20 protein-coding genes, 1 rRNA gene and 1 riboswitch are annotated in these 23674 nt (G+C 65.5%); of the genes, 14 read left to right on the top strand and 7 right to left on the bottom strand.

Annotated features, from left to right (window positions below; genetic code table 11):
• From rrf to D5687_RS10145, 5 genes are all read left to right on the top strand, one after another.
• A 5S ribosomal RNA gene (gene rrf / locus D5687_RS10125) occupies positions 1-86 on the top strand; the annotation flags it as partial.
• A 350-nt stretch (positions 87-436) separates the two neighbouring features.
• Positions 437-709 carry a helix-hairpin-helix domain-containing protein gene (locus D5687_RS10130; protein ID WP_158611857.1) on the top strand — a complete coding sequence of 91 codons (273 nt, stop codon included), beginning with the start codon at positions 437-439 and terminating at the stop codon, positions 707-709.
• Between the two features lie 165 nt (positions 710-874).
• Positions 875-2062: an ADP-forming succinate--CoA ligase subunit beta gene (gene sucC, locus D5687_RS10135; RefSeq protein ID WP_125199660.1), complete on the top strand. Its 1188-nt coding sequence runs from the start codon at positions 875-877 to the stop codon at positions 2060-2062.
• Entirely contained in the window at positions 2059-2961 is a 903-nt protein-coding gene (gene sucD / locus D5687_RS10140; protein WP_125199661.1) for a succinate--CoA ligase subunit alpha, read from the top strand. Before sucC ends, sucD begins: the two co-directional genes overlap by 4 nt.
• Positions 2958-4646, top strand: a complete 1689-nt coding sequence (locus D5687_RS10145) for an NAD+ synthase (RefSeq protein ID WP_240031480.1) — start codon at positions 2958-2960, stop codon at positions 4644-4646. The genes sucD and D5687_RS10145 overlap by 4 nt, the downstream gene beginning before the upstream one ends.
• Before the next feature lie 57 nt (positions 4647-4703).
• Here D5687_RS10145 and D5687_RS10150 read toward each other — a convergent pair whose 3' ends face one another.
• The 7 genes from D5687_RS10150 to D5687_RS10180 form a co-directional block, all read right to left on the bottom strand.
• A complete protein-coding gene (locus D5687_RS10150) occupies positions 4704-5438 on the bottom strand; it encodes a 16S rRNA (uracil(1498)-N(3))-methyltransferase (protein ID WP_125199662.1) in 735 nt (244 codons plus the stop codon).
• Positions 5439-5443: 5 nt separating this feature from the next.
• Positions 5444-6784, bottom strand: a complete 1341-nt coding sequence (locus D5687_RS10155; protein WP_125199663.1) for an adenosylmethionine--8-amino-7-oxononanoate transaminase — start codon at positions 6782-6784, stop codon at positions 5444-5446.
• A 27-nt stretch (positions 6785-6811) separates the two neighbouring features.
• Positions 6812-7801 (bottom strand): 3-dehydroquinate synthase II, encoded by a 990-nt coding sequence (locus tag D5687_RS10160; protein WP_125199664.1) that lies wholly within the window; start codon positions 7799-7801, stop codon positions 6812-6814.
• Between the two features lie 156 nt (positions 7802-7957).
• Positions 7958-8800 (bottom strand): methylenetetrahydrofolate reductase [NAD(P)H], encoded by an 843-nt coding sequence (metF, locus tag D5687_RS10165; RefSeq protein WP_125199665.1) that lies wholly within the window; start codon positions 8798-8800, stop codon positions 7958-7960.
• A gap of 85 nt (positions 8801-8885) precedes the next feature.
• Entirely contained in the window at positions 8886-10310 is a 1425-nt protein-coding gene (gene ahcY / locus D5687_RS10170; RefSeq protein WP_125199666.1) for an adenosylhomocysteinase, read from the bottom strand.
• A gap of 112 nt (positions 10311-10422) precedes the next feature.
• A riboswitch (S-adenosyl-L-homocysteine riboswitch) is annotated at positions 10423-10530 on the bottom strand.
• A 67-nt stretch (positions 10531-10597) separates the two neighbouring features.
• Complete coding sequence (metK, locus tag D5687_RS10175; protein WP_125199667.1) at positions 10598-11770, bottom strand: methionine adenosyltransferase; 1173 nt, start codon at positions 11768-11770, stop codon at positions 10598-10600.
• A gap of 148 nt (positions 11771-11918) precedes the next feature.
• Complete coding sequence (locus tag D5687_RS10180) at positions 11919-12779, bottom strand: phosphate/phosphite/phosphonate ABC transporter substrate-binding protein (RefSeq protein ID WP_125199668.1); 861 nt, start codon at positions 12777-12779, stop codon at positions 11919-11921.
• Positions 12780-13098: 319 nt separating this feature from the next.
• On the opposite strand from D5687_RS10180, the gene D5687_RS10185 reads away from it, so the two are divergent.
• The 9 genes from D5687_RS10185 to D5687_RS10225 form a co-directional block, all read left to right on the top strand.
• Positions 13099-13653: a thioredoxin family protein gene (locus tag D5687_RS10185; protein WP_125199669.1), complete on the top strand. Its 555-nt coding sequence runs from the start codon at positions 13099-13101 to the stop codon at positions 13651-13653.
• A gap of 212 nt (positions 13654-13865) precedes the next feature.
• On the top strand, positions 13866-15854 hold the full coding sequence (tkt, locus tag D5687_RS10190) for a transketolase (protein WP_125199670.1): 1989 nt from the start codon (positions 13866-13868) through the stop codon (positions 15852-15854).
• A 93-nt stretch (positions 15855-15947) separates the two neighbouring features.
• The gene (gene gap, locus D5687_RS10195; RefSeq protein ID WP_125199671.1) at positions 15948-16946 is read left to right on the top strand and encodes a type I glyceraldehyde-3-phosphate dehydrogenase; all 999 of its coding nucleotides are present in this window, start codon (positions 15948-15950) and stop codon (positions 16944-16946) included.
• 141 nt (positions 16947-17087) lie between these two features.
• A complete protein-coding gene (locus D5687_RS10200; RefSeq protein WP_125199672.1) occupies positions 17088-18272 on the top strand; it encodes a phosphoglycerate kinase in 1185 nt (394 codons plus the stop codon).
• Positions 18273-18280: 8 nt separating this feature from the next.
• Positions 18281-19750, top strand: a complete 1470-nt coding sequence (gene pyk, locus D5687_RS10205) for a pyruvate kinase (RefSeq protein WP_125199677.1) — start codon at positions 18281-18283, stop codon at positions 19748-19750.
• A 147-nt stretch (positions 19751-19897) separates the two neighbouring features.
• Positions 19898-20962, top strand: coding sequence for a class II fructose-bisphosphate aldolase (gene fba / locus D5687_RS10210; RefSeq protein WP_125199673.1), 1065 nt, complete (start codon positions 19898-19900; stop codon positions 20960-20962).
• Between the two features lie 143 nt (positions 20963-21105).
• On the top strand, positions 21106-22980 hold the full coding sequence (locus D5687_RS10215) for a PAS domain-containing protein (protein ID WP_158611858.1): 1875 nt from the start codon (positions 21106-21108) through the stop codon (positions 22978-22980).
• A 3-nt stretch (positions 22981-22983) separates the two neighbouring features.
• Positions 22984-23352: a PAS domain-containing protein gene (locus D5687_RS10220; protein ID WP_125199675.1), complete on the top strand. Its 369-nt coding sequence runs from the start codon at positions 22984-22986 to the stop codon at positions 23350-23352.
• A gap of 76 nt (positions 23353-23428) precedes the next feature.
• Positions 23429-23674, top strand: a 246-nt coding sequence (locus tag D5687_RS10225) for an ATP-binding cassette domain-containing protein (protein ID WP_370271318.1), incomplete at its 3' end; no start/stop codon positions are given.

Here is a 23674-nt window from a genome sequence, read left to right on the forward strand (position 1 = left end):
GTTCCCATCCCGAACACAGCAGTGAAACGCCGCATCGCCGATGATAGTGTGGGGCCTCCCCATGTGAAAGTAGGTCAACGCCAGGCTCCCCATTCGAAACCCCCGTATGCCATCAGGCTGCGGGGGTTTCTTCATGGCATGGGTCGGCCCCTTCCGGGGCCCGGCCGCACCCCGCCGGGTGCGGCGCTCACGTCGGCTGCGGCTGTCCACTGGACAGCCGGTCCTCGTTCACCCCGCAGGGATAAGTCGGTCAACGCCAGGCTCCCCATTCGAAACCCCCGTATGCCAACTGGCTGCGGGGGTTTCTGCTTTGTAGGAATCGGCGTACAAGAATAAAGGCGGATTCCTACGGCAATCGAGGATTTAGCCGATATTCAACGCCGAACATTCGCTTTACGCTCCCTGTCTGGATGACAGATAGCGGGATGAGTGGGTGGTGAAGACGAGCACAGGTATAGCGCGGGCAGGTCTTGGTTTGTTGCTGCTGGCGTCTTTTTCGGTGCAGGCAAGTGTTCTGGATCTCAATCAGGCGTCGGCTGACGATCTTGCCGGTGTCAGTGGTGTCGGGCCGGTGCCGGCCGAACGCATCGTCTTACACCGCCTGACCGTAGGGGCATTCGCCTCGCTCGATGATCTGAAATCGGTGTGGGGTCTCGACCCACAGATCATTCATCGACTTCGCCCCCACGTGGCGGTTCATCCTGACTGACACGCGTGATTAGATTTCTCCCCTGAGTGACTCGTTGCCCCGGCCCTGCCGGGGCTTTTTCTTGCGCTTTGCGTCATTCCACGGATAGCGCCCGTGGGAATGACAATGGGGCGTCGGTGCGCGACAATGCCCCCTCTTCATTGACGATTTCTGGAACGGGTCACCATGAACCTGCACGAATATCAGGCCAAATCATTGCTGTCCGAATTCGGCATTCCCGTGCCTCCCGGCGCCTTGGTCCAGTCGGCCGACGACGTGGGCGACGGTACTCGCCTGCCGGCCAGCGAATCCGGCCGTTGGGTTGTCAAGGCGCAGGTGCATAGCGGTGCACGTGGCAAGGCGGGCGGCGTACGGTTGGTCGACAATGTGGCCGGTGTCACTCAGGCGGCGAATGACCTTATCGGTACCCGTCTGGTGACACTGCAGTCAGGACCTGTCGGCCTGCCGGTCGATTCATTGCTCGTCGAGCCCGCGGCCGATATCCGGCACGAATACTACTTGGCGATCACGGTCGATCGTGCGCTGCAGCGCGTCGTCATGGTCGCGTCGTCTCAAGGTGGCATGGACATCGAGGCGGTCGCTGACCAGCACCCGGAGTCCATCCATCGGGCGGTGGTCAATCCGACCGTGGGGCTCGCTGCCTATCAAGCGCGCGAACTGGCTTTCTCGCTCGGTCTGTCTGCCGATCAGATGAAGGTGTTCGTGTCATTGGCGCTCAAGCTCTATCGCGCGTTCATCGAACGCGACGCGGCGCTGATCGAGATCAATCCGTTGGCAGCGCTGGCCGATGGTCAGTTGGCGATTGTGGATGCCAAGGTGGCCCTGGACGACAACGCGGAATACCGCCAAGCCCAATGGTGGCAGCGCCGGGACATCGCCCAGGAAGACCCAGCCGAGCGCAAGGCGATCGATCATGGGCTCAATTACGTCTCGCTGGACGGCAACATTGCCTGCATGGTCAACGGCGCCGGCTTGGCGATGGCGACCATGGACCTGATCCAGCACGCCGGCGGCATGCCGGCCAACTTCCTCGATGTCGGCGGCGGCACCTCGGCCGCCAAGGTGACCGAGGCATTCAAGCTGATCCTCGAGAATCCGCGGGTCGAGGCGATCCTGGTCAATATCTTCGGTGGGATCGTGCGGTGCGACCTGATCGCCGAGGGCATCACCGAGGCGGCCCGTGAGGTGGCGCTTGAAGTGCCGACCGTCGTGCGCCTGGCCGGCACCAACGCCGAACAAGGCCGCCGCATGCTGGCCGAATCGGGGCTGGCATTGACGGCCGAAGACGACCTCGCCGCTGCCGCCAACCGGGCGGTAGCACTCGCCAACACCAAGCGGGAGGCTCGCCGATGAGCATTCTGGTCGACGAATCCACCCGGGTGATCTGCCAGGGATTTACCGGCAAGCAGGGCACCTTTCACTCCGAACAGGCGATCGCCTATGGCACCCGTCTGGTCGGCGGGGTGACGCCTGGCAAGGGCGGGCAGACGCATCTCGGCTTGCCGGTATTCGATACGGTCGCCGACGCGGTGCGCGAGACGGGCGCGACCGCGAGCATGATTTACGTCCCCGCACCGTTCGCCGCGGATTCGATTCTAGAAGCCGCTGCCGCCGGTATCGAGGTGATTGCCTGCATTACCGAGGGCATCCCGGTGATCGACATGCTCAAGGTCAAAGCGGTGCTGGCCCAGGATTACCCGGATGCCTGCCTGATCGGACCGAACTGTCCGGGGCTGATTACCCCGGACAGCTGCAAGATCGGCATCATGCCGGGCTCGATCCACACCAAGGGGCGGGTCGGCATCGTCTCGCGTTCCGGCACGCTTACCTACGAGGCGGTCGCGCAGACCACGGCCGTCGGGCTGGGCCAGAGCACCTGTGTGGGCATTGGTGGCGACCCCGTCGGCGGGCTCGATTTCATCGACTGCCTGTCGCGTTTTGCGGATGATCCGCAGACCGAGTTGGTGCTGATGGTGGGCGAGATTGGCGGCGGGGCCGAGGAAGCGGCCGCCGAGTTCATTCGTCAGGGTTATCCCAAGCCCGTGGTGGCCTACATTGCCGGTGCGACGGCGCCGGCCGGCAAGCGCATGGGGCATGCTGGTGCGGTGATCGCCGGGGGCAAGGGTACCGCCGCGGCGAAGTGCGCGGCCTTGCGTGCCGCCGGCGTGCACGTGGTGGACAGCCCGGCCGAACTGGGTGTCACGGCCGCCCGTGTGCTCGTGAACCAGTCCGAGGGCATGAACGCATCGTGACCGACAATCTGAACCGAATCGAAGAGCGCGACGTTGGTGGGTTGCGTATTGCGCTGGCCCAGATCAATACCCGGGTCGGGGACTGTCGAGCCAACGCCTCTCGTGTGATCGAGCTGGTCGCGCGCGCCCGCAAGGAGGTCGATGCCCGACTGGTCGTGTTCCCCGAGCTGACCATCTCCGGCTATCCACCCGAAGACCTTCTGCTGCGCGAGGATTTTGTCGACTCCTGCGAAGCTCAACTGGTGCGGATTGCCGGCGAAGTGGGCGACACGGCCGTGCTGATCGGCACCCCGGGGCGGGACGCCGAGGGCTACTTGCAGAACCAGGCGGTACTGATCGATCGCGGACAGATCGTGGCCCGCTACGCCAAGCGCGCCCTGCCCAACTATGGCGTGTTCGACGAGAAGCGCTATTTCCGCAAGGGGACCTCTTCCCTGGTGGCCGAGATCGACGGCGTTCCGGTGGGGGTGGTCATCTGCGAGGACGCCTGGCGCCAGGGGCCGATCGAGGAGACGGCGGCCGCTGGTGCCCGTGTGATCTGTGTTCTCAACGCCTCGCCGTTTCATCGCCAGAAGACCCGCGAGCGCGAGGCCCAGATCGCCGAGCGCGTCCATTCCAGCGGCTGCGCGATTATCTACGTCAATCTTGTCGGCGGTCAGGACGAACTGGTGTTCGACGGGCGGTCATTCGTCTCCTGTCGCACCGGCAATCACATGCATCTGCCCGGCTTTGTCGAGAGCATCGGCTGGACGGAGATCTCGACCACGGGCGAAGTGCTGGCCCACGGTCCCAGCCACGACTGGCAACAGGGTGAGGCCGAGATCTATCGCGCCCTGACCACCGGCATTGCCGATTACGTGCGCAAGAACGGGTTTTCCGGTGTGGTGTTGGGGCTGTCGGGGGGGATCGACTCCTCCCTGGTGCTCGCGCTCGCCGTGGATGCGCTCGGGGCGGACAACGTGCTGGCCGTGCGCATGCCGTCACAGTACACCTCGCCCATGAGTCTCGAGGATGCCCAGCTCCAGTGCGACGCGCTGGGCGTGCGTTGCGAGACGTTGTCGATTGAGCCGGTCTTCGGTTCGTTCCAGGAAACGCTCTCGCCGCTGTTCGCCGGCCTGGCCGAGGACGTGACCGAGGAGAACCTGCAGGCCCGTGCCCGCGGGGTGATCCTGATGGCGTTGTCGAACAAGTTCGGCCGGCTGCTGCTGACGACCGGCAACAAGTCGGAATTGGCCGTCGGCTACGCGACCCTCTATGGCGACATGGCCGGTGGTTTTGCCCCGATCAAGGATGTCCCCAAGACGGTGGTCTATCAGCTCGCCCGCTACCGCAACTCGCTGGGTGGGACCGTGCGCCCCGAGCTCGACGCCGTGCCCGAGCGTGTCATCACACGCGAGCCCTCGGCGGAGCTGCGTGCCGACCAGCGTGACTCGGATTCGCTGCCGGCCTACGAGGATCTCGATCGCATCATCGAGGCCTTCGTCGAACACGACAGCAGTATCGAGGATATCGTCGCCATGGGGCTGGACGAGGCCGTGGTTCGTCGGGTGGTCGGGATGATCCTAGTCAACGAATACAAGCGTCGGCAGGCGCCGCCGGGTGTGCGCATCAGCCGCCGCGCCTTTGGTCGAGACCGCCGCTATCCGATCAGCTCCGGCTTCCGCCCCGACAAGGTCGACGACTGAGGTTCGATTGAGGGTCAAAGCGGAGGTTCAGCAAGGGCCCTCCGCTCGTTGGCGTCTCTAGCCCAGATCGCCCCACTGGTACTGCAGCACCGCCACCCCGGTGATCGCGGCCGTCTCGGCGCGCAGGATGCGTGGTCCGATGGTCAGTGCCCGGAAACCGTGTTCCCCGGCCAATGCCACCTCGTCTCCGGTCAGCCCGCCTTCCGGGCCGACCAGCAGGGCCACCCCGTTGGGGCGCGGCTGGTCGCGCAGGGCCGTCAGCGGCTGCTGGGCACGAGGGTCGAGCACGAGGCGTATCGGCGTGTCGATCGTCATCAGGGCCTGATCCAGTGATCGAATCGGCTCGATGGTGGGCAAGGTGTCGCGCCCGCACTGTTCGCAGGCGTTGAGCATGATCTGGCGCCAGCGGATCAGCCTCTTTTCGGCGCGGTTGCCCTTGAGTTCCAGCACGCTGCGCTCGGTTTCCACCGGCGCGATGGTGGTCACGCCCAGCTCGACCGCCTTCTGGATCACCAGCTCCATCTTCTCGCCCTTGGCCAGCGCGGCCATCAGGGTGATCGGGACCACCGACTCCTCGGGGCTGGCCTCGCTCGATTCGACCAGCGCGCGGGCCTCGCGGCGGGCCAGCGCCAGCCGGCCGTGGGCGCGACAGCCGCGGCCATTGAACAGCTCCAATTGCTGGCCGTCCTTAAGGCGCAGGACGTTTCTCAGGTAATTGACGGTGTCGGCCGGCAGGTCGATTTCACTTCCGGCTTCCAGTTCGTGGTCGACGAAGACACGACGGGTGCGCATCGGCGCTAGCCCAGTGCCGCGCGCGCGGCATCGCGCGTGACTTCGAACACGTGCCGATAGTCGTCTTCGTCGAGGACGTAGGGGGGCATCCAGTAGAGCGTGTTGCCGAGCGGACGAAGCAGCAGCTCATGCTCGAGCGCGTACTGGTACGCGCGCACCCCGCGGCGATCCCCGGACGGGAACGGCTCGCCCGTCGCCGGGTCGATCAGGTCCATGGCGGCGATCATCCCGGTGCGACGTACGTTGGTGATGTGGGGTTCCTGGGCCAGCTCGGCCAAGTGGCGATCCATGATGGCTTGCGCTTTCAGGTTGGCATTGATGACGTCATCTCGCTCGAACAGGTCGAGTGTGGCGAGTGCCGCCGCGCAGGCCAGCGGGTTGCCGGTGAAGCTGTGACTGTGCAGGAAGGCCCGCATACTGTTGTAGTCGTCATAGAACGCCTGGTAGACCGTGTCGCTGGTGAGTACCGCGGCCAGCGGCAGGTAGCCGGCGGTCAGTCCCTTGGACAGGCACATGAAGTCCGGGGTGATGTCGGCCTGCTCACAGGCGAACAGCGTGCCCGTGCGCCCGAAGCCGACCGCGATCTCGTCGGCGATCAGGTGGACGTCGAACTCGTCGCAGAGCATCCGCAGGCCGCGGATGTAGTCCGGGTGGTGCATGAGCATCCCCGCCGCGCACTGGACCAGCGGCTCGACGATCACCGCGGCGGTGCGGTCGGCCTGTTCCTCGAGGATCCGTCGCATGCCGTCGAGTGCCTCGGCGGCCCGCTCGCGGCAGTCGCCCCGGTCCTGGCGGCAGGCCGGCGAGGGCGCCGTGGCGGTGGCGCGCAGCAGCGGGCCGTAAGTGTCCTTGTAGAGCCCCACGTCGCCGACCGACAGCGTGCCGAGGGTCTCGCCGTGGTAGCTGTTGGCCACCGTGACGAACTCGCTCTTTTCGGCGCGACCGCAGTTGCGCCAGTAGTGGTAGCTCATCTTCAGCGCCACCTCGACTCCCGAGGAGCCGTTGTCGGCGTAGAAGGCTCGGTCGAGGCCGCTCGGCGTGATCTCCACCAGCCGCTCGGAAAGCTCGACCACCGGGCCGTGGGAGAAGCCGGCGAGGATGACGTGTTCGAGCTTATCGAGTTGAGCCTTGATGCGGTCGTTGATGTAGGGGTTGGCGTGGCCAAAGATGTTGACCCACCAGGAGCTGATGATGTCGAGGTAGCGCCGGCCGTCGAAGTCATACAGCCACGGCCCCTCGCCCCGCTCGACGGGCACCAGCGGGATGGACTCGTGGTCCTTCATCTGCGTGCAGGGGTGCCAGAGGACGTTGAGGTCGCGGCGTTGCCAATCCTGATTGCGGGTCATGCCGTGCTCCGGGAGTCAGTCGTGGATTCAGCGTTCGTTGATGGTTTCGTCGACGCGACGGCCGAAGTGCCGCCCGCCGTGCTCGGCCAGCGAGACGCGCACCCGGTCACCGATGTTGAGATCGAGCACGCTTACCGCCCGGCCCTCGGGGGTGACCAGGCGGATGGTCTCGGCGTGTTGCAGGATGGCGGAGACGCGCTTGCCGTCATCGTCGACCGCCTCGATCTGCACCATCGGACGACGTTCGATCTTGTTGCGGCCGACGGCCAGCGTGCGGGTGCGCCCCTCGGTGCCCACCACCAGGGCCGGATCGCCACTGGCCATCTCGGCCAGATACCGCACCCGGTCGCCGGGGGTGACCACATAGCCGTGGATCGCGCCGGCATTCACCCGGAAAGGGCGGGCGGCACAGTGCGGGTTGTCGACGTTCTCGCTGTGGATCAGAAAGCAGGCGTGGTTGAAGCTGCCTACCAGTAGCCCTTCGCCCGGGGCGAGTTCGCCGATCAGGTCGAGGCAGCTGCGATCGCCCATGCCGACCGGGCTGATGCGGGTGATCCGTGCGTCCGTCAGCTCGACCGGTGAGGGGGCGAGTTCGGCGAGCATGCGGCCCATTGCCCCGATGGTCTCGGCATCGGCATGCCGCAGCCAGATGCCCGCCACTCCCTGCTCCATGATGGTCAGCGCCAGCTTGGCCTGCTCGGCGTCATCGACCACCTGGATTACCTCTGCGCCGCGCGCGATCAGGTTCTCCGCCGGGATAATGGTCCACTCGGCCGGTTCGACCACCGCGAGCCGATCACGGCGAACGGCCTCCTCGTCGGCCTCCCGCTCGATGCGGTAGCGCTCGAAGTCACGGCCGTCCTGGAAGTCGCCGCCGGCGCCCACGCGGGGCAGGCCGGCGGTGTCCTGACCCTCGGGCAAGATCAGCGCGGTGGCACCGGCATCGGCCGCGGCCCCGGCAAGGGCGGCGTCGGTCGGCTCGATCCAGATGTGCTTGTCGGACAGCTTGATGGTCATGCGCGGGAGTATATCGTCCGTCGGCGGCTGTGGGGTCAGGGCATTGTTACCCGGCCGATTATTCGATCAGGCCAGTCGCCGCGCCCGATTGAGCCTTGCCCGCGATGGCGGCGTCGGTTGCCCGCCCGGCTCGGCGTCACGAGCTGGCGTCGGGCCTCAGTCGCCAACCAGTCCGGCGTCGCGGCAGAGCCGGATCACCGGCTGCGAGCGGTTCATGGCGTAGAAGTGGATGCCGGGAGCGCCGGCGTCGACCAGTTGCCGACAAAGGTCGGTCACCACGTCGTGGCCGAAGGCGCGCAACCCCTCCAGGTCATCACCGAACCCCTCCAGTCGTTTGCGCAGCCAGCGCGGGATGTCCGCGCCGCACATGTCGGAGAAGCGTGCGAGCTGCTGGTAGTTGGTGATTGGCATCACGCCGGGGACGATCGGCACGTCGATGTTCAGTCGTTCGCAGTCGTCGAGAAAGCGCCGGTAGGCCTCGATCGAGTAGAAATACTGCGTGATCGCCGCATCCGCGCCGGCCTCGACCTTGCGTTTGAAGTTGGCCAGGTCCGCCTCGGCGTTCGGGGCCTGCGGGTGGATCTCCGGGTAGGCCGCCACCTCGACATGGAACCAGTCGCCGCTGTGCTCGCGGATGAAGGCGACCAGCTCGTTGGCATAACGAAAATCGCCGGGGTCCTGCATGCCACTGGGCAGGTCGCCGCGCAGGGCGACGATCCGCCGGATGTCCTGCTCGCGATAGTCGTCGAGGATCGCGGCAATCCCATCGCGCGATGAGCCGATGCAGGACAGGTGCGGGGCGGCCGGAATGCCCGAGTCGCGCTGGATCTCGCGGACCGTCTCGAAGGTCCGCGTCTGGGTGGAGCCGCCGGCGCCGAAGGTGACCGAGAAGTACTCGGGGGCGATTGCGCGGGCGAGTTCCTGGTAGACCTCGCGCAGCTTGGCCTCGCCCTCGGCGGACTTGGGCGGAAAGAATTCACAGGAAACCGGGATCGGCATGCTTCCTCCGGGAAATGTAGGGCGGGCGACACGGGGTGCCGTGCCGCCCGGGGACTGTCGGTAGCGCCGGATTAGTAGCGCCGGATCAGTAACGATAGGCGTCCGGCTTGAACGGGCCTTCGGCCGGAACGCCGAGGTACTTGGCCTGCGCGTCGGTCATGCGGGTGAGCACGCCGCCGAAGCCTTCGACCATGTAGCGGGCGACCTCCTCGTCGAGCTGCTTGGGCAGCACCTCGACCCGCAGCGCCTCCTGCTTTTTCTCCGCCGGCAGCTCGGCGAAGCGGTCCTGGTAGAGGTGGATCTGGGCGAGCACCTGGTTGGCGAACGAGCCGTCCATGATGCGGCTGGGGTGGCCGGTGGCGTTGCCCAGGTTCACCAGGCGGCCCTCGGAGAGCAGGATCAGGTAGTTCTCGCTGTCCGGATCGAATGCGCCGCCGGCGGTCGCCTCGCGGTAGACCTTGTGCACCTGCGGCTTGATCTCTTCCCAGGCCCAGTTCTCGCGCATGTAGGCGGTGTCGATCTCGTTGTCGAAGTGGCCGATGTTGCAGACCACCGCCGTGTTCTTGAGCGCACGCAGCATCGGCGCGTCACAGACGTTGACGTTGCCCGTGGTGGTGACGATTAGGTCGATCTTGCCCAGCAGGCGCTGGTCAATGCCGTCGTCGTTGCCGGTATTGATGCCGTCGACGTACGGCGAGACCACCTCGAAGCCGTCCATCGCCGCCTGCATGGCGCAGATCGGGTCGATCTCGGTGACCTTGACGATCATGCCTTCCTGGCGCAGCGAGGCGGCCGAGCCCTTGCCCACGTCACCGTAGCCGATCACCAGTGCCTGCTTGCCCGACAGCAGGTGGTCGGTGGCGCGCTTGATCGCATCCGAGAGCGAATGACGGCAGCCGTACTTGTTGTCGTTCTTCGACTTGGTGACCGCGTCGTTGACGTTGATCGCCGGGATCTTCAGCGAGCCCTCGGCCAGCATCTCGAGCAGGCGGTGCACGCCGGTGGTGGTCTCCTCGGAAACGCCGTGGATGCCCTCGAGCAGGTTCGGGTACTTCTCGTGCATCAGGCCGGTCAGGTCGCCGCCGTCGTCGAGCAGCAGGTTGGGCGTCCAGGCCTCGTTGGCACCACCCGGGCCGTGGATGGTCTGCTCGACGCACCACCAGTACTCATCCTCGGTCTCGCCCTTCCAGGCGAATACCGGGATGCCGGCGGCGGCGATGGCGGCCGCGGCGTGGTCCTGGGTGGAGAAGATATTGCACGACGACCAGCGCACCTCGGCGCCCAGCGCGGTGAGCGTCTCGATCAGCACAGCGGTCTGGATGGTCATGTGGATGCAGCCGGCGATGCGTGCCCCGGCCAGCGGCTGTTCGGCGCGGTATTTCTCGCGGATCTTGATCAGCGCCGGCATCTCGCGCTCGGCGATACGGATCTCGCGGCGACCCCAGTCGGCGAGATTGATGTCGGCGACCTTGTAGTCGTTGAAGGCTTGCGGTTTGGTTACTGCGTTCACGGTCAGCGTCCTCGTCGATTCTTTTCAGTGGATCGACTTGAACGAGAGGGCGGGGCTTGCGGCTCTTGTCCAAGTCGAGGCTTGAAAGCGAACCCGGTTCTGATGGGGCGGGTTCTCAAGAGCGCCGTTGATCAGGTGACGGACCGACCGTGTCGGACCGCCGCCGCGCCCCGGCCGAGCCTGACCCGCTGATCAGCGGATTGCAGCGCTCCTCGGTCGGGGCGGGGAAAATCAGTCGCGGATTATAACCGCCCGCGGGGCGGTCTGCACGGCGGGAGTGCTGTGTCTTACAGGCCGGCGTCGGCGCGCAGCGCCTCGGCCCGATCGGTGCGCTCCCAGCTGAATTCCGGCTCCTCGCGACCGAAATGGCCGCCGACGGCGGTCTTGCGGTAGATCGGCCGGATCAGGTCGAGCATCTGCAGGATGCCGTAGGGGCGCAGGTCGAAGTGCTTGCGAACGAGATCGGTGATGCGCTCGTCGGCAATCCGGCCCGTGCCGAAGGTGTCCACCGAGATCGAGGTCGGTTCGGCCACGCCGATGGCGTAGGAAATCTGGATTTCGCAACGATCGGCCAGGCCGGCGGCGACGATGTTCTTGGCCACGTAGCGCCCGGCGTAGGCGGCCGAGCGATCGACCTTGGATGGGTCCTTGCCGGAGAAGGCACCGCCGCCGTGACGGGCCATGCCGCCGTAGGTGTCGACGATGATCTTCCGTCCGGTCAGACCGCAGTCGCCCACCGGGCCGCCGATGATGAACTGGCCGGTGGGGTTGATGTGGTACTTGGTTTGCTGGTCGAGCCACTCGGCCGGGAGCACCGGCTTGATGATCTCCTCCATTACCGCCTCGTGCAGGTCGGGCTGGGAGATGTCGGGATTGTGCTGGGTAGAGAGCACCACGGCGTCGATACCCACAGGCACCCCGTCCTCGTAGCGGAAGGTGACCTGCGATTTCGCGTCCGGCCGCAGCCAGGGCAGGGTGCCTGCCTCGCGGACCGTCGCCTGGCGCTGCACCAGACGATGGGCGTAGGTGATCGGCGCGGGCATGAGGACGTCGGTCTCGTTGGTGGCGTAGCCGAACATCAGGCCCTGGTCGCCGGCACCCTGGTTGGCGGCATCCTCGCGGTCGACGCCCTGGGCGATATCGGATGACTGCTTGCCGATGGCGTTGAGCACGCCGCAGGTGTGGCCGTCGAAGCCGAGCTCCGAGCTGGTGTAGCCGATATCTACGATCACGTCGCGCACCAGCTCATCCACGTCGACCCAGGCCGAGGTGGTCACCTCGCCGGCGAGCACGACGAAGCCGGTCTTCACCAGCGCCTCGCAGGCGACTCGCGCCGCCGGGTCCTGCACCAGGATCGCGTCGAGGATCGCATCGCTGATCTGGTCGGCGATCTTGTCCGGATGGCCCTTGGAGACGGACTCCGAGGTGAACAGGTGGCGCTTGGCGGCGTTTGCGCTCATGGCGTGCAGGCCTCTCTTGCGTGCAGTTGGGGCGGTCGAATCGTGGCGGCCGGGCAGGGTCATGCCGCTCGGCGGGCGCAATCATGGCACAGCTTGCCCCGAGGTTCAGCAGCCCGGGCTTGGTGACCCGGGTTTAGCCGCGGGAGCTTTAGTAGCCGTAGGTGCCGACCAGCAGTTCGGCATTGCCCGCGTAGTAGCGGTTGTTCGCCGGCACGATGTCGGTCAGTTGCTGTTCCTCGAGGATGCGTTGGCCTTCCTCGGTCTCGGCGAACGATAGCAGTGCCTGTTGCAGCGCCTTGCGGGTACGTTCGTTGAGCTCCGGGGAGACCGAGAAGCCCAAAAACGGAAGGGGGTCGGTGGTGATCACCGGGTACAGGCCCGGATAACCGCCGACAAGCGGGGTGGGGATGACGCCCGCTCGGGCCTTGCCTTCGATCACCGCGGTGGCGACATCGCGGTTGGTGCGTTCGAAGATCAGCGTCGGTTGCTGCACGGGATTGGGGAACAACTGGTAGAGCACCAGGGCGCCGACCGACGGTGATGGCTGGACCGCCACCCGCTGGTTGACTAGCTCCTTGGGTGACAGGATCAGATCGTCCTCACGGGTGACTAGTGACTGGGTCACTTCGCCGTCGAATCGCGCGATCACCTGCCAATTTTGGCGCTGGACGCGGAAGTCGGTGACGGGCGCCGCGTCCAGGGCGATATCGAAATCCGAGCCGCCACGCGTGGCCTCCCAGAAGGAGAGGTAGTTCGGGAACAGCTCCAACTCCACGGTCTCGCCAAGGCGTCGGCTTAGGTATTCGGCCACCGGGGCGTAGGCCTCACTGAGCTCCGCTTCCGGCAGGAAAGGGGCGATGGCCATTTTCAGGGTCTCCTCCGCCTTGGCGGGGAGGGCCGCGACCAGCAGCGCGGTAACGCCGGCCAGCAGGGGAAGCAGTCGTCCGGCGCGGCCGTGTCGGCGAGTGGATGGGCGGGAGGCGTAGGCGGGGCGCGTCGACGCGTGCATGGGCGGGTTTCTCCTGGTCCTTGGCGATCGGTTTTGTGTTCGCGACCGGTCTGCTGCCGGTTTTTGCGTATTACCGTTTAGGTGTTGTGGTCCTGTCCGACGAGTCGTCTTGCATCAGTCGACTCGCTGCACCGCCACTCGCGGCATGGCGGGCGGTGTTTGGATGGCAGGAAAAATATCACAGTTGTCGTCCGGGCAGCGAGCAGTGCCGTTCCGACGCCGCGCCGCAGGGCCGGCTTGCCCGCCGCCTGGCGTGTCGTGCGACACTTGAACGGTTACGCAACCTTTAACTCGAGACACGCCGCAAGGAGGTTCGCTCATGGCTCGCACCGAAACCCCGGTCTGCGATTTTGGCCGCCCAGCTGTTGATTTTGCCCTGCCGGACGTCGAGGGGCGTATCTGGCGCCTGAGTGATGTGCAGGGTGAGAAAGGCACGCTGGTGATGTTCATCTGCAACCACTGCCCCTACGTCAAGGCGGTGCTCGATCGCATCGTGCGCGATGCGCGCGAGCTCAAGGGGCAGGGGGTTAACACGGTGGCAATCATGTCCAACGACCCCAGCGACTACCCGGAGGACTCGCCGGAGAACATGAAGCGGGTCGCCGAGGCGCACAAGTTCTCCTTCCCCTACCTGATCGACGAATCCCAGGCGGTGGCCAAGGCCTATGGCGCGGTCTGCACGCCGGACTTCTTCGGCTACAACGCCGATCTCGAGTTGCAGTACCGCGGTCGTCTGGACGCCTCGCGCAAGGAAGCCGAGCCGGATGCGCCGCGCGAGCTGTTCGAGGCGGTGAAGCAGGTGGCGGAGACCGGTCGCGGCCCCGAGGAGCAGGTGCCCTCCATGGGGTGCTCGATCAAATGGCGCCAGGCCTGATCTGACTAGCCTGGGCGGCCTTTTCGGCCTGCCGAGAAGGCGATGGCTGTCGTTCCTAAGTAATTGAAAAACAGGGTGGTTGCCTTGTGTGAGGGTTTTGGGGACAATGTCGCGCAACTTCCGCGCCTGCCCCAAGGCTAGGCGCCGTCGTCTGCGTGCGCAATGCACACGGCGCCAAGAACCGCTTCTTTTTCAACCCTTTGGAGTGTTTTATGTCGACACGTAGAGAGCTTGCCAACGCGATTCGCGCGTTGAGCATGGACGCCGTTCAGAAGGCGAATTCGGGTCACCCGGGTGCCCCCATGGGCATGGCGGACATCGCCGAGGTGCTGTGGAACGACTACATGCACCACAACCCGAAGAACCCGGAATGGCCGAACCGCGACCGTTTCGTGCTCTCCAACGGCCACGGCTCGATGCTGATCTACTCTCTGCTCCACCTGACCGGCTACGAACTGCCGATGGAAGAGCTGAAGAACTTCCGTCAGCTGCACTCCAAGACCCCGGGCCACCCGGAATACGGCTACACCCCGGGCGTCGAGACCACCACCGGTCCGCTCGGTCAGGGTCTCACCAATGCCGTCGGCATGGCGATCGCCGAGAAGATGCTCGCGGGCCAGTTCAACAAGCCGGGCCACAAGGTCGTCGACCACTACACCTACTGCTTCCTGGGTGACGGCTGCCTGATGGAAGGCATTTCCCACGAGGCCTGCTCGCTGGCGGGCACCCTGGGTCTGGGCAAGCTGGTCGCCTTCTACGACGACAACGGCATCTCCATCGACGGTCACGTCGAGGGCTGGTTCACTGACGACACGCCCAAGCGTTTCGAGGCCTACGGCTGGCACGTTGTTCGTGACGTCGACGGTCATGATGCCGACGCCATCGACGCGGCCATCCGCGAGGCGCGTTCGGTCAACGACAAGCCGACCATGATCTGCACCAAGACCGTGATCGGCTTTGGCGCGCCGAACCTCTGCGGCACCCACGACTGCCACGGCGCCGCCCTGGGCGATGCCGAGGTCAAGGCTACCCGCGAAAACATCGGCTGGAGCCACGAGCCGTTCGTCATTCCGGACGAGGTCTACGCCGGTTGGGACGCTACCGAAAAGGGTGCGAAGGCCGAGGCCGAGTGGAACGAGACCTTTGCCGCCTACGAGAAGGCATTCCCGGCCGAAGCCGGCGAGCTCAAGCGTCGCCTGAACGGCGATCTGCCAGCCGACTTCAACCAGAAGATGGACGCGCTGATCAAGGAGATCGACGCCAAGGGCGAGAGCGTCGCCTCGCGCAAGGCATCCCAGGCCGTGATCACCGGTCTGGCCGAGATGCTGCCGGAACTGGTCGGCGGTTCGGCTGACCTGGCGCCGTCCAACCTGACCACCTGGAAGGGTTGCACCGCGCTGACCGCCACCGAGTCGGATGCCAACTACATCCACTACGGCGTGCGCGAGTTCGGCATGAGCGCCATCATGAACGGCATGGTGCTGCACGGCGGCCTGCTGCCGTACGCCGGCACCTTCCTGATGTTCTCCGAGTACGCCCGCAACGCGCTGCGCATGGCCGGCCTGATGAAGATCGGCTCGATCTTCGTCTACACCCACGATTCCATCGGTCTGGGTGAAGACGGCCCGACCCACCAGCCGGTCGAGCAGATCGCCACCATGCGCCTGATCCCGCGCATGCAAACCTGGCGCCCCTGTGACGCGGTCGAGACCGCGGTGGCCTGGAAGCAGGCGGTTGTCCGTCGTGACGCGCCGACCTCGCTGGTCTTCTCGCGTCAGGGCCTGCCGCACCAGACCCGTAATGCCGAGCAGATCGCCAACATCGAGAAGGGCGGTTACGTGCTGAAGGACTGCGACGGCACGCCGGACCTGATCCTGATTGCCACCGGCTCCGAGGTCGGCCTGGCGATGGATGCCGCCGAGAAGCTGACCGACAAGCAGGTTCGCGTCGTCTCCATGCCGTGCGTCGAGGCCTTCGACGCCCAGGACGACGCCTACCGCGAGTCGGTGCTGCCGAGCGGCGTGACCGCGCGCATGGCGATCGAAGCCGGCGTCACCCCTTGCTGGTACAAGTACGTCGGCAGCCAGGGCAAGGTCTTCGGCCTGGACACCTTCGGCGAGTCCGCCCCGGCCGGTGACCTGTTCGAGTACTTCGGCTTCACCGCCGATCGCGTCGCCGAAGAAGCCCGCAAGCTGGGCTGATTGGCGGTCGCATCAACCGTTTTCGGGCGCATGTGTCGTCAATCGCATGCGCCCTGACTGATTTGTATCCACGTATCGATTAGGAGAAAACCCATGGCTATTCGTGTCGGTATCAACGGCTTCGGTCGTATCGGTCGCATGGTGTTCCGTGCGGCGACCCAGGAATTCCCGGAGCTGGAAATCGTCGGCATCAACGACCTGCTCGAGCCGGAGTACCTGGCGTACATGCTCAAGTACGACTCCGTGCACGGCCGTTTCGACGGTGACGTGTCGGTCGAAGGCAACAACCTGGTCGTCAACGGCAAGAAGATCCGTCTGACCGCCGAGAAGGACCCGTCCCAGCTCAAGTGGGGCGACCTGGACGTCGACGTCGTGGTCGAGTCCACCGGCCTGTTCCTCACCGAGGAAACCTGCCAGAAGCACATCGACGCCGGCGCCAAGAAGGTCGTTCAGTCGGCCCCGTCCAAGGACGCCACCCCGATGTTTGTCTACGGCGTCAACCACAACGACTACGCCGGTCAGCAGATCGTCTCCGCGGCCTCCTGCACCACCAACTGCCTGGCGCCGGTGGCCAAGGTCCTGAACGACAAGTTCGGCATCAAGCGTGGCCTGATGAGCACCGTTCACGCCGCCACCGCCACCCAGAAGACCGTTGACGGTCCGTCCCAGAAGGACTGGCGCGGCGGCCGCGGCATCCTGGAGAACATCATCCCGTCCTCCACCGGTGCGGCGAAGGCCGTGGGCAAGGTTCTGCCGGCCCTGAACGGCAAGCTGACCGGCATGGCGTTCCGCGTCCCGACCTCCGACGTCTCCGTGGTCGACCTGACCGCCGAGCTGGAGAAGGGCGCCTCCATGGACGACATCAAGGCCGCCATGAAGGAAGCCTCCCAGGGTGAGCTCAAGGGCGTGCTGGGTTACACCGAGGAAGCGGTCGTTTCCACCGACTTCCGTGGTCACCCGGAGCCGTCCGTGTTCGATGCCAAGGCCGGCATCGCCCTGGACGACACCTTCGTCAAGGTTGTCGCCTGGTACGACAACGAGTTCGGTTACACCTGCAACATGCTGCGCGTCGTGCAGCACGTCGGCAAGTAAATCGACTGACCGGAACGGGTGGGTTTTCCCACCCGTTTTTCCACCTGTGTTTCGCATCGCGCGAGAGCCGTAAGGACTGGGCGTCACCGAGTCGCCTCCCATTCCTTGCCGCTTTTTATCTGTCTCATTGAGGAGTTTTCCATGGCGAACGTCATCCGCATGACTGATCTCGATCTTGCCGGCAAGCGCGTGTTGATCCGCGCCGACCTGAACGTGCCGGTCAAGGACGGCAAGGTTACCTCCGATGCGCGCATCAGCGCCTCGCTGGGGACCATCAAGGCCGCGCTCGACCAGGGCGCCCACGTGATGGTCGCCTCGCACCTGGGTCGTCCGACCGAGGGTGAATTCTCCGAGGACGATTCCCTCGCGCCGGTTGCCAAGGACCTGGGCGACAAGCTCGGTCGCGAGGTGCGCCTGGAGCGTGATTACCTGGGCGGCAACGTCGAGGTGGGCGCCGGCGAGGTGGTCATGCTGGAGAACGTGCGCTTCAACAAGGGCGAGAAGAAGAACGACGAGGCGCTCTCGAAGCAGTACGCGGCCCTATGCGACGTCTTCGTGATGGATGCCTTCGGCACCGCTCACCGCGCCCAGGCCTCCACCCACGGCGTGGCCAAGTTCGCCCCGGTCGCCTGTGCCGGCACCCTGCTCACCGAAGAACTCGAGGCGCTGACCAAAGCGCTGGCCAACCCGGCCCGCCCGATGGTCGCGATCGTCGGCGGCTCCAAGGTTTCCACCAAGCTGACCGTGCTCGAGGCGCTGGCCGCCAAGGTCGACCAGCTGATCGTCGGTGGCGGCATCGCCAACACCTTCGTCAAGGCCGCGGGTCACGGCGTGGGCAAGTCGCTCTGCGAGGACGATCTGGTGCCGACGGCCAAGGCGCTGATGGACAAGCTCAAGAGCAATGGTGCCAACATCCCGCTGCCGACCGACGTGGTCGTCGGCAAGCAGTTCGACGAGAACGAGCCGGCGGTCCTCAAGCGCGTCGAGGATGTGGCCGACGACGACATGATCTTCGACATCGGTCCGGAGAGCGCCGAGGCCCTGGCCAAGGTGATCGAGAACGCCGGCACCGTCGTCTGGAACGGCCCGGTCGGCGTGTTCGAGTTCGACCAGTTCGGTGACGGCACCAAGCGCATCTCCCAGGCGATTGCCGACACCAAGGCCTTCACCCTGGCCGGTGGCGGCGACACCATCGCGGCGATCCAGAAGTACGACATCTACGACAAGGTGAGCTACATCTCGACCGCCGGTGGCGCGTTCCTCGAGTTCCTGGAAGGCAAGACCCTGCCGGCGGTTGCCATGCTCGAAGAGCGGGCGAAAGGCTGATGGCAAACATGCACGGTTCCACTGATCATCTTCCGGCGCAGCGACGCACCAAGATCGTCGCGACGCTCGGCCCGGCCAGTGACGACCTGGCTACCATCACCAACCTGGTGCGGGCGGGCATCGATGTCGTGCGCATGAACTTTTCGCACGGTAAGGCCGCCGACCACCAGCGGCGGGCCGACATGGTGCGCGAGGCCGCGGCCGCCGAGGGGCGTTACGTCGCCATCCTCGGTGACCTGCAAGGGCCGAAGATCCGCATCGACCGGTTCAAGGACGGCAAGGTCGAGCTCGAAGAGGGCAAGCCGTTCACCCTCGATGCCGACCTCGACCCGGATGGCGGCGACGAGAACAAGGTAGGGATTACCTACAAAGCGCTGGTTTCCGACTCGCGCCCGGGTGACATCCTGCTGCTCGACGACGGCCGCATCGTCCTCAAGGTCGACGAGGTCCAGGGCAACCAGGTGCGCACCACGGTGGCCGTCGGCGGCATGCTGTCCAACAACAAGGGTATCAACCGCCAGGGCGGTGGCCTGTCCGCGCCGGCGATCACCGATAAGGATCGCGCCGACATCAAGACGGCCGCCCAGATCGGTGTGGATTACATCGCCGTCTCGTTCCCGCGTTCGGGCGAGGATATCCACGAGGCCCGTCGTCTGCTGCAGGAAGCCGGCTGTCGCGCGCACATCGTCTCCAAGATCGAGCGTGCCGAGGCGGTCGACTGCATCCGCGAGATCATCCAGGCCTCCGATGCCATCATGATCGCCCGCGGTGACCTGGGCGTGGAGATCGGCGATGCCGAGCTGCCCGCGGTGCAGAAGGCCTTCATCAAGATGGCCAAAGAGCTCAACCGCCCCGTCATCACCGCGACCCAGATGATGGAGACCATGATCGACAACCCGATCCCGACACGGGCCGAGGTGTTCGACGTGGCCAACGCGGTGCTCGACGGCACGGATGCTGTCATGCTCTCGGCCGAGACGGCTGCCGGCAAGTACCCGGTACGTGTGGTCGAGACCATGGCGCGTGTCTGCCACCGGGCGGAGTACCAGATCGAGGCCAAGAAGAGCGCACCGCCCCTGGACGTGCCCTTCGAGCGGATCGACCAGGCGATCGCCTACTCGGCGATCTACACGGCAAACCACCTCTCGGTCGCAGCCATCGTCGCGCTGTCCGAGTCGGGGGCGACGCCGCTGTGGATGTCGCGGGTCGATACCGACATCCCGATCTACACCTTCACCCGTTCGGAGGAGACCGCGCGCCGCGTGGGTCTCTACCGTGGCGTGCAGGCGGTGCACTTCCCGGTACCGTCAACCGATCATGCCGAGGTCAACCGGATGGTGATCGAGAGCCTCCAGCAGATGGAAAAGCTCGACGAGGGCGATCTGGTGATCATCACCAAGGGCGACCTGATGGGTCAGATGGGCGGCACGAACGCCATGAAGATCGTTCGGGTCGGGGATGTGATCTCCGTCGACTGACGGGTGGAGGTCACGCCCTGGCGCGATTTTGGATATCCGGGTGCGCTGGGTATGCTGTCGCGCTAATTGAATTTTCGGCGACCGGGTCGGTCCGATCCGGTTGCCACCACGATTTCGCAACTACGTTTCAACTTGAGGAGAGGCACTATGGCGCTCATTTCGCTTCGCCAGCTGCTGGATCATGCCGCTGAACACAGCTACGGCATGCCGGCGTTCAACGTCAACAACATGGAGCAGATCCACGCGATCATGCAGGCCGCCGACGAAGTCGACAGCCCGGTGATCCTGCAGGGCTCCGCCGGTGCGCGCAAGTACGCCGGCGAGCCGTTCCTGCGCCACCTCGTCGAGGCGGCCACCGAGATGTACCCGCACATCCCGATCGTCATGCACCAGGACCACGGTTCCGATCCGGGCGTCTGCCTGCGCGCGATCCAGTCGGGCTTCTCCTCGGTCATGATGGACGGCTCGCTGATGCCCGACATGAAGACTCCGTCCGACTACGAGTACAACGTCGACGTTACCGCCAAGGTGACCGAGATGGCTCACGCCGGTGGTGTGTCCGTTGAAGGTGAGCTGGGCTGCCTCGGTTCGCTGGAAACCGGCGAGATGGGCGAGGAAGACGGTCACGGTGCGGAAGGCAAGTTGGACATGGACATGCTCCTGACCGACCCGGAAGAAGCCGCCGACTTCGTCAAGCGGACCGACTGTGACGCCCTGGCCATCGCCATCGGCACCAGCCACGGCGCCTACAAGTTCACGCAGAAGCCGACCGGCCAGATCCTGCGCATCGACCGAGTCAAGGAGATCCACCAGCGGATCCCGGACACCCACCTGGTCATGCATGGTTCCTCCTCCGTTCCGGAAGAGTGGCTCGAGATCATCAACAACTACGGCGGCGACATGGGTCAGACCTACGGCGTGCCGGTTGAAGAGATCGTCGAAGGCATCAAGCACGGCGTTCGCAAGGTCAACATCGACACCGACCTGCGCATGGCGTCCACCGGTGCCGTTCGCAAGCACCTCGAAGAGAACAAGTCCAACTTCGACCCGCGCAAATTCCTCAAGGAAGCGACTGCCGGCATGCAGGCGATCTGCAAGGCGCGCTTCGAGGCATTCGGCTCGGCCGGCATGGCTTCCAAGATCCGTCCGATCTCCCTGGAAGAAATGTACAAGCGTTACGAGTCCGGCAGCCTCAAGCAGAAGATCCGCTGATCTTTGCTAGACCGGGCAATCGCCCGGTACTGCTTGAAACGATAACCCCGCTGATTGGCGGGGTTTTTTTGTGCCTCCGACTTGCATCCGACCGTAGGCGTGAGCGTGTAAATGCGTGATAATCGGTTTCCATGGGAGGGAACGTGTACAAGGATGACCCCGTATCCCGGCTGCCGGCGGATAACCGGCGACCGGGACTCCGTGCTGTCTGGCTGCTGGTGCTGGTGGGCTGGTTGCTACTCGGCGTGCTCGGCTCGCTGGTGGTGCAGCGTGAGTTCGAGTCCGAGGTCGACGCCCGCGCCGACCGGCTGTTGGGCACCGTCGACTATGCCCTGTCGAGCCGCGAGGCCGAACTGGCCCGGATCGCCCGGATCCTGGCGCTTGACGAGCGGGTGCGCGAGACCCTGTCGCAGGCACGCGCCATGGTCGAGCTGGAAGGCGGCGGTGGCGGGGAGGATGGCGCGGCCCAGTTGCGGCGTGAGCTCGCCCGGGCGGTCACCCCGATCGCCACCGAGCTGATCCACGGTCAGGACCGGGTGATGCAGTTTCATCTGGGTCCCGAGGCAATCAGCTTCCTGCGGCTGCATGCCCCGGAACGCTTCGGCGATGAATTGGCCACGCTGCGGCCATTGCTCGCCGAGGTGTATCGCAACGGGCGGGGCGCGATGGGCTTCGAGGTCGGGCGCGTGTTTTCCGGCTTTCGGGCGGTCGAGCCGGTCTGGGCGCCCAACCCCGGCGGCTCATCCGGTGGGTCCAGCCAGGTGATCGGCACCGTGGAGGTGGGCACGGGCGTCACGCCGGTCGACAACTATCTCAACGAGAGCCTGGGCGCGCGGGCCACTCTGTTGCTGCCCGCCGAGATTGCCGCCGAGAACATCTGGGCGGACATGCGCGAAAAGCGTCACATTGCCCCGGTGGGTCGTGGCGACTACTACCTCGACGGGCCAAAGGTCGATGACGTCGGGCTGGCAGCAGCACTTCGGCAGTTGGAGGGCGAACCACCGGCGCGCTGGCGTTTTTCCGCCGACGGGCGTGAGTGGCTGGCGGTTTCGCGGCCGGTGCCGATTCTCACCCAGGAAAGCCAGACACCGGCCCAGCTAGTGGCCGTCGAACCGGTCACGGATCTGTATGCGGCCATGCGGGGGCGGATGGCGGCACTGGTTGCCGCGGTGGTGGTCGCCTTCCTGCTGACATCCGTGGGGCTCTGGTTGCTGTCGCGCTGGCAGCGCACCCGCTGGATGGTGGTCATCGATCGCGCGGAGGCCGAGCGCGACGCGCTATTCGAACTCAGCCCCCAGCCGCTTGAGCTGACCGACATGCAGGGGCGGTCGCTGTTGGCCAACGATGCCTTCCGGCGCACCTTCGGGGTCGCCGAACCTATCGACGGGCGCGGTTGGCCGGCGCGCGGACTGGGAGGGTTGCAGCTCGAGGCATTCGAGCGGGCAATCGCTCGCGGGGAGCGCTGGAACGGGGCACTGCGGCTGCCGGCATTGCAGGGCGGGTCGGGCTGGTTCCGGGTGCAGGTGGTGCCGATTGCCGACGAGTCCGGTCGCCCGGCCCGCCTGTGGTGGTTCTTCCACGACGTCGATCGAGAACGTCGGGCCGCCGCCGTGGCGCAGGCCGAGCGAGATCGTCTCGATGCCTTTCTCGCGGCAAGCCCGGCGGTCATCTATACCTTTCGCGCCGATCGTCCCGACCGGCTTGACTACGTTAGCGCCAATATTGGCGAGATCCTCGGTTACACCCCGGATGCCTTGATCGATGGGCCGGACTGGTGGGAGCAGACGCTGCATCCCGACGATCGCGAGCGCGCCTTGCAGGAGGGCGACTTCACCCGCTGGCAAGGTGATCGCAAGCGCAGTCGTTACCGGCTGTTGCGACCGGACGGCTCACCCCTGTGGGTGACGGACCATGCCCGGCTGCTGCGCGATGTCGAGGGGCGCCCGGAACGGATCGTCGGGGCGCTGATCGACTCGCGCGAGACGGTCGCGCTCGAAGCCCGGTTGGCCGAAAGCTAGCGGTTGTATCGTTCGGTTGTCGAGGGGGTCGAGGAGGCGATTTTCGTGGTGGGGGTCGAGTCCGGTGGCGTCTTTCGCTTCATCACCAGCAACCCGGCCCACGAACACGCCACCGGCCTGTCGCGCGAGCAGTTGGCCGGCGCGACGCCCGACGAGATCCTGCCGCCCGATGCCGCTGCCCACGTGAAACGTCAGTACCGTGCCTGCCTCCAGGCGGGGCGGGCGATCCGGTATCACGAGACGCTCGATCTGCCGGCTGGCCGAGGACATTGGCACACCACGCTCACCCCGATCCGTGACGAAAGTGGTGACTTTGCCCTGATTGCCGGGGTGGCCGTGCGGCTCGAGGAAGAGCGAAAAGACGAGGCCTGAGTCGCTTGGGGCATTCCTTGCAAACCTCGCTGCCGTCGACCATCATCCCGGCCCGTCGATATCCGAGGACCTGCGCGTGACCCTGCCTGATCCGCCATCTACCCGCCGCCAAGCGGCCGCCTCGCCGGTCGTTCAAGCGCGCGGCCTGGTCAAGTGCTTCGGTGCGTTGCGCGCCGTCGACGCGATCGACTTCGACATCCCGGCCGGGCGCTGTTTCGGTTTCCTGGGCCCCAATGGCGCCGGCAAGACCACCACCCTCAAAATGCTGGGTAAGCGGATTAAATGGTTGATCTTACCTTTGCATGAGAGTGAGACAGACCGG

The sequence above is a fragment of the Guyparkeria sp. SCN-R1 genome (assembly GCF_003932495.1).
GTDB lineage: Bacteria > Pseudomonadota > Gammaproteobacteria > Halothiobacillales > Halothiobacillaceae > Guyparkeria.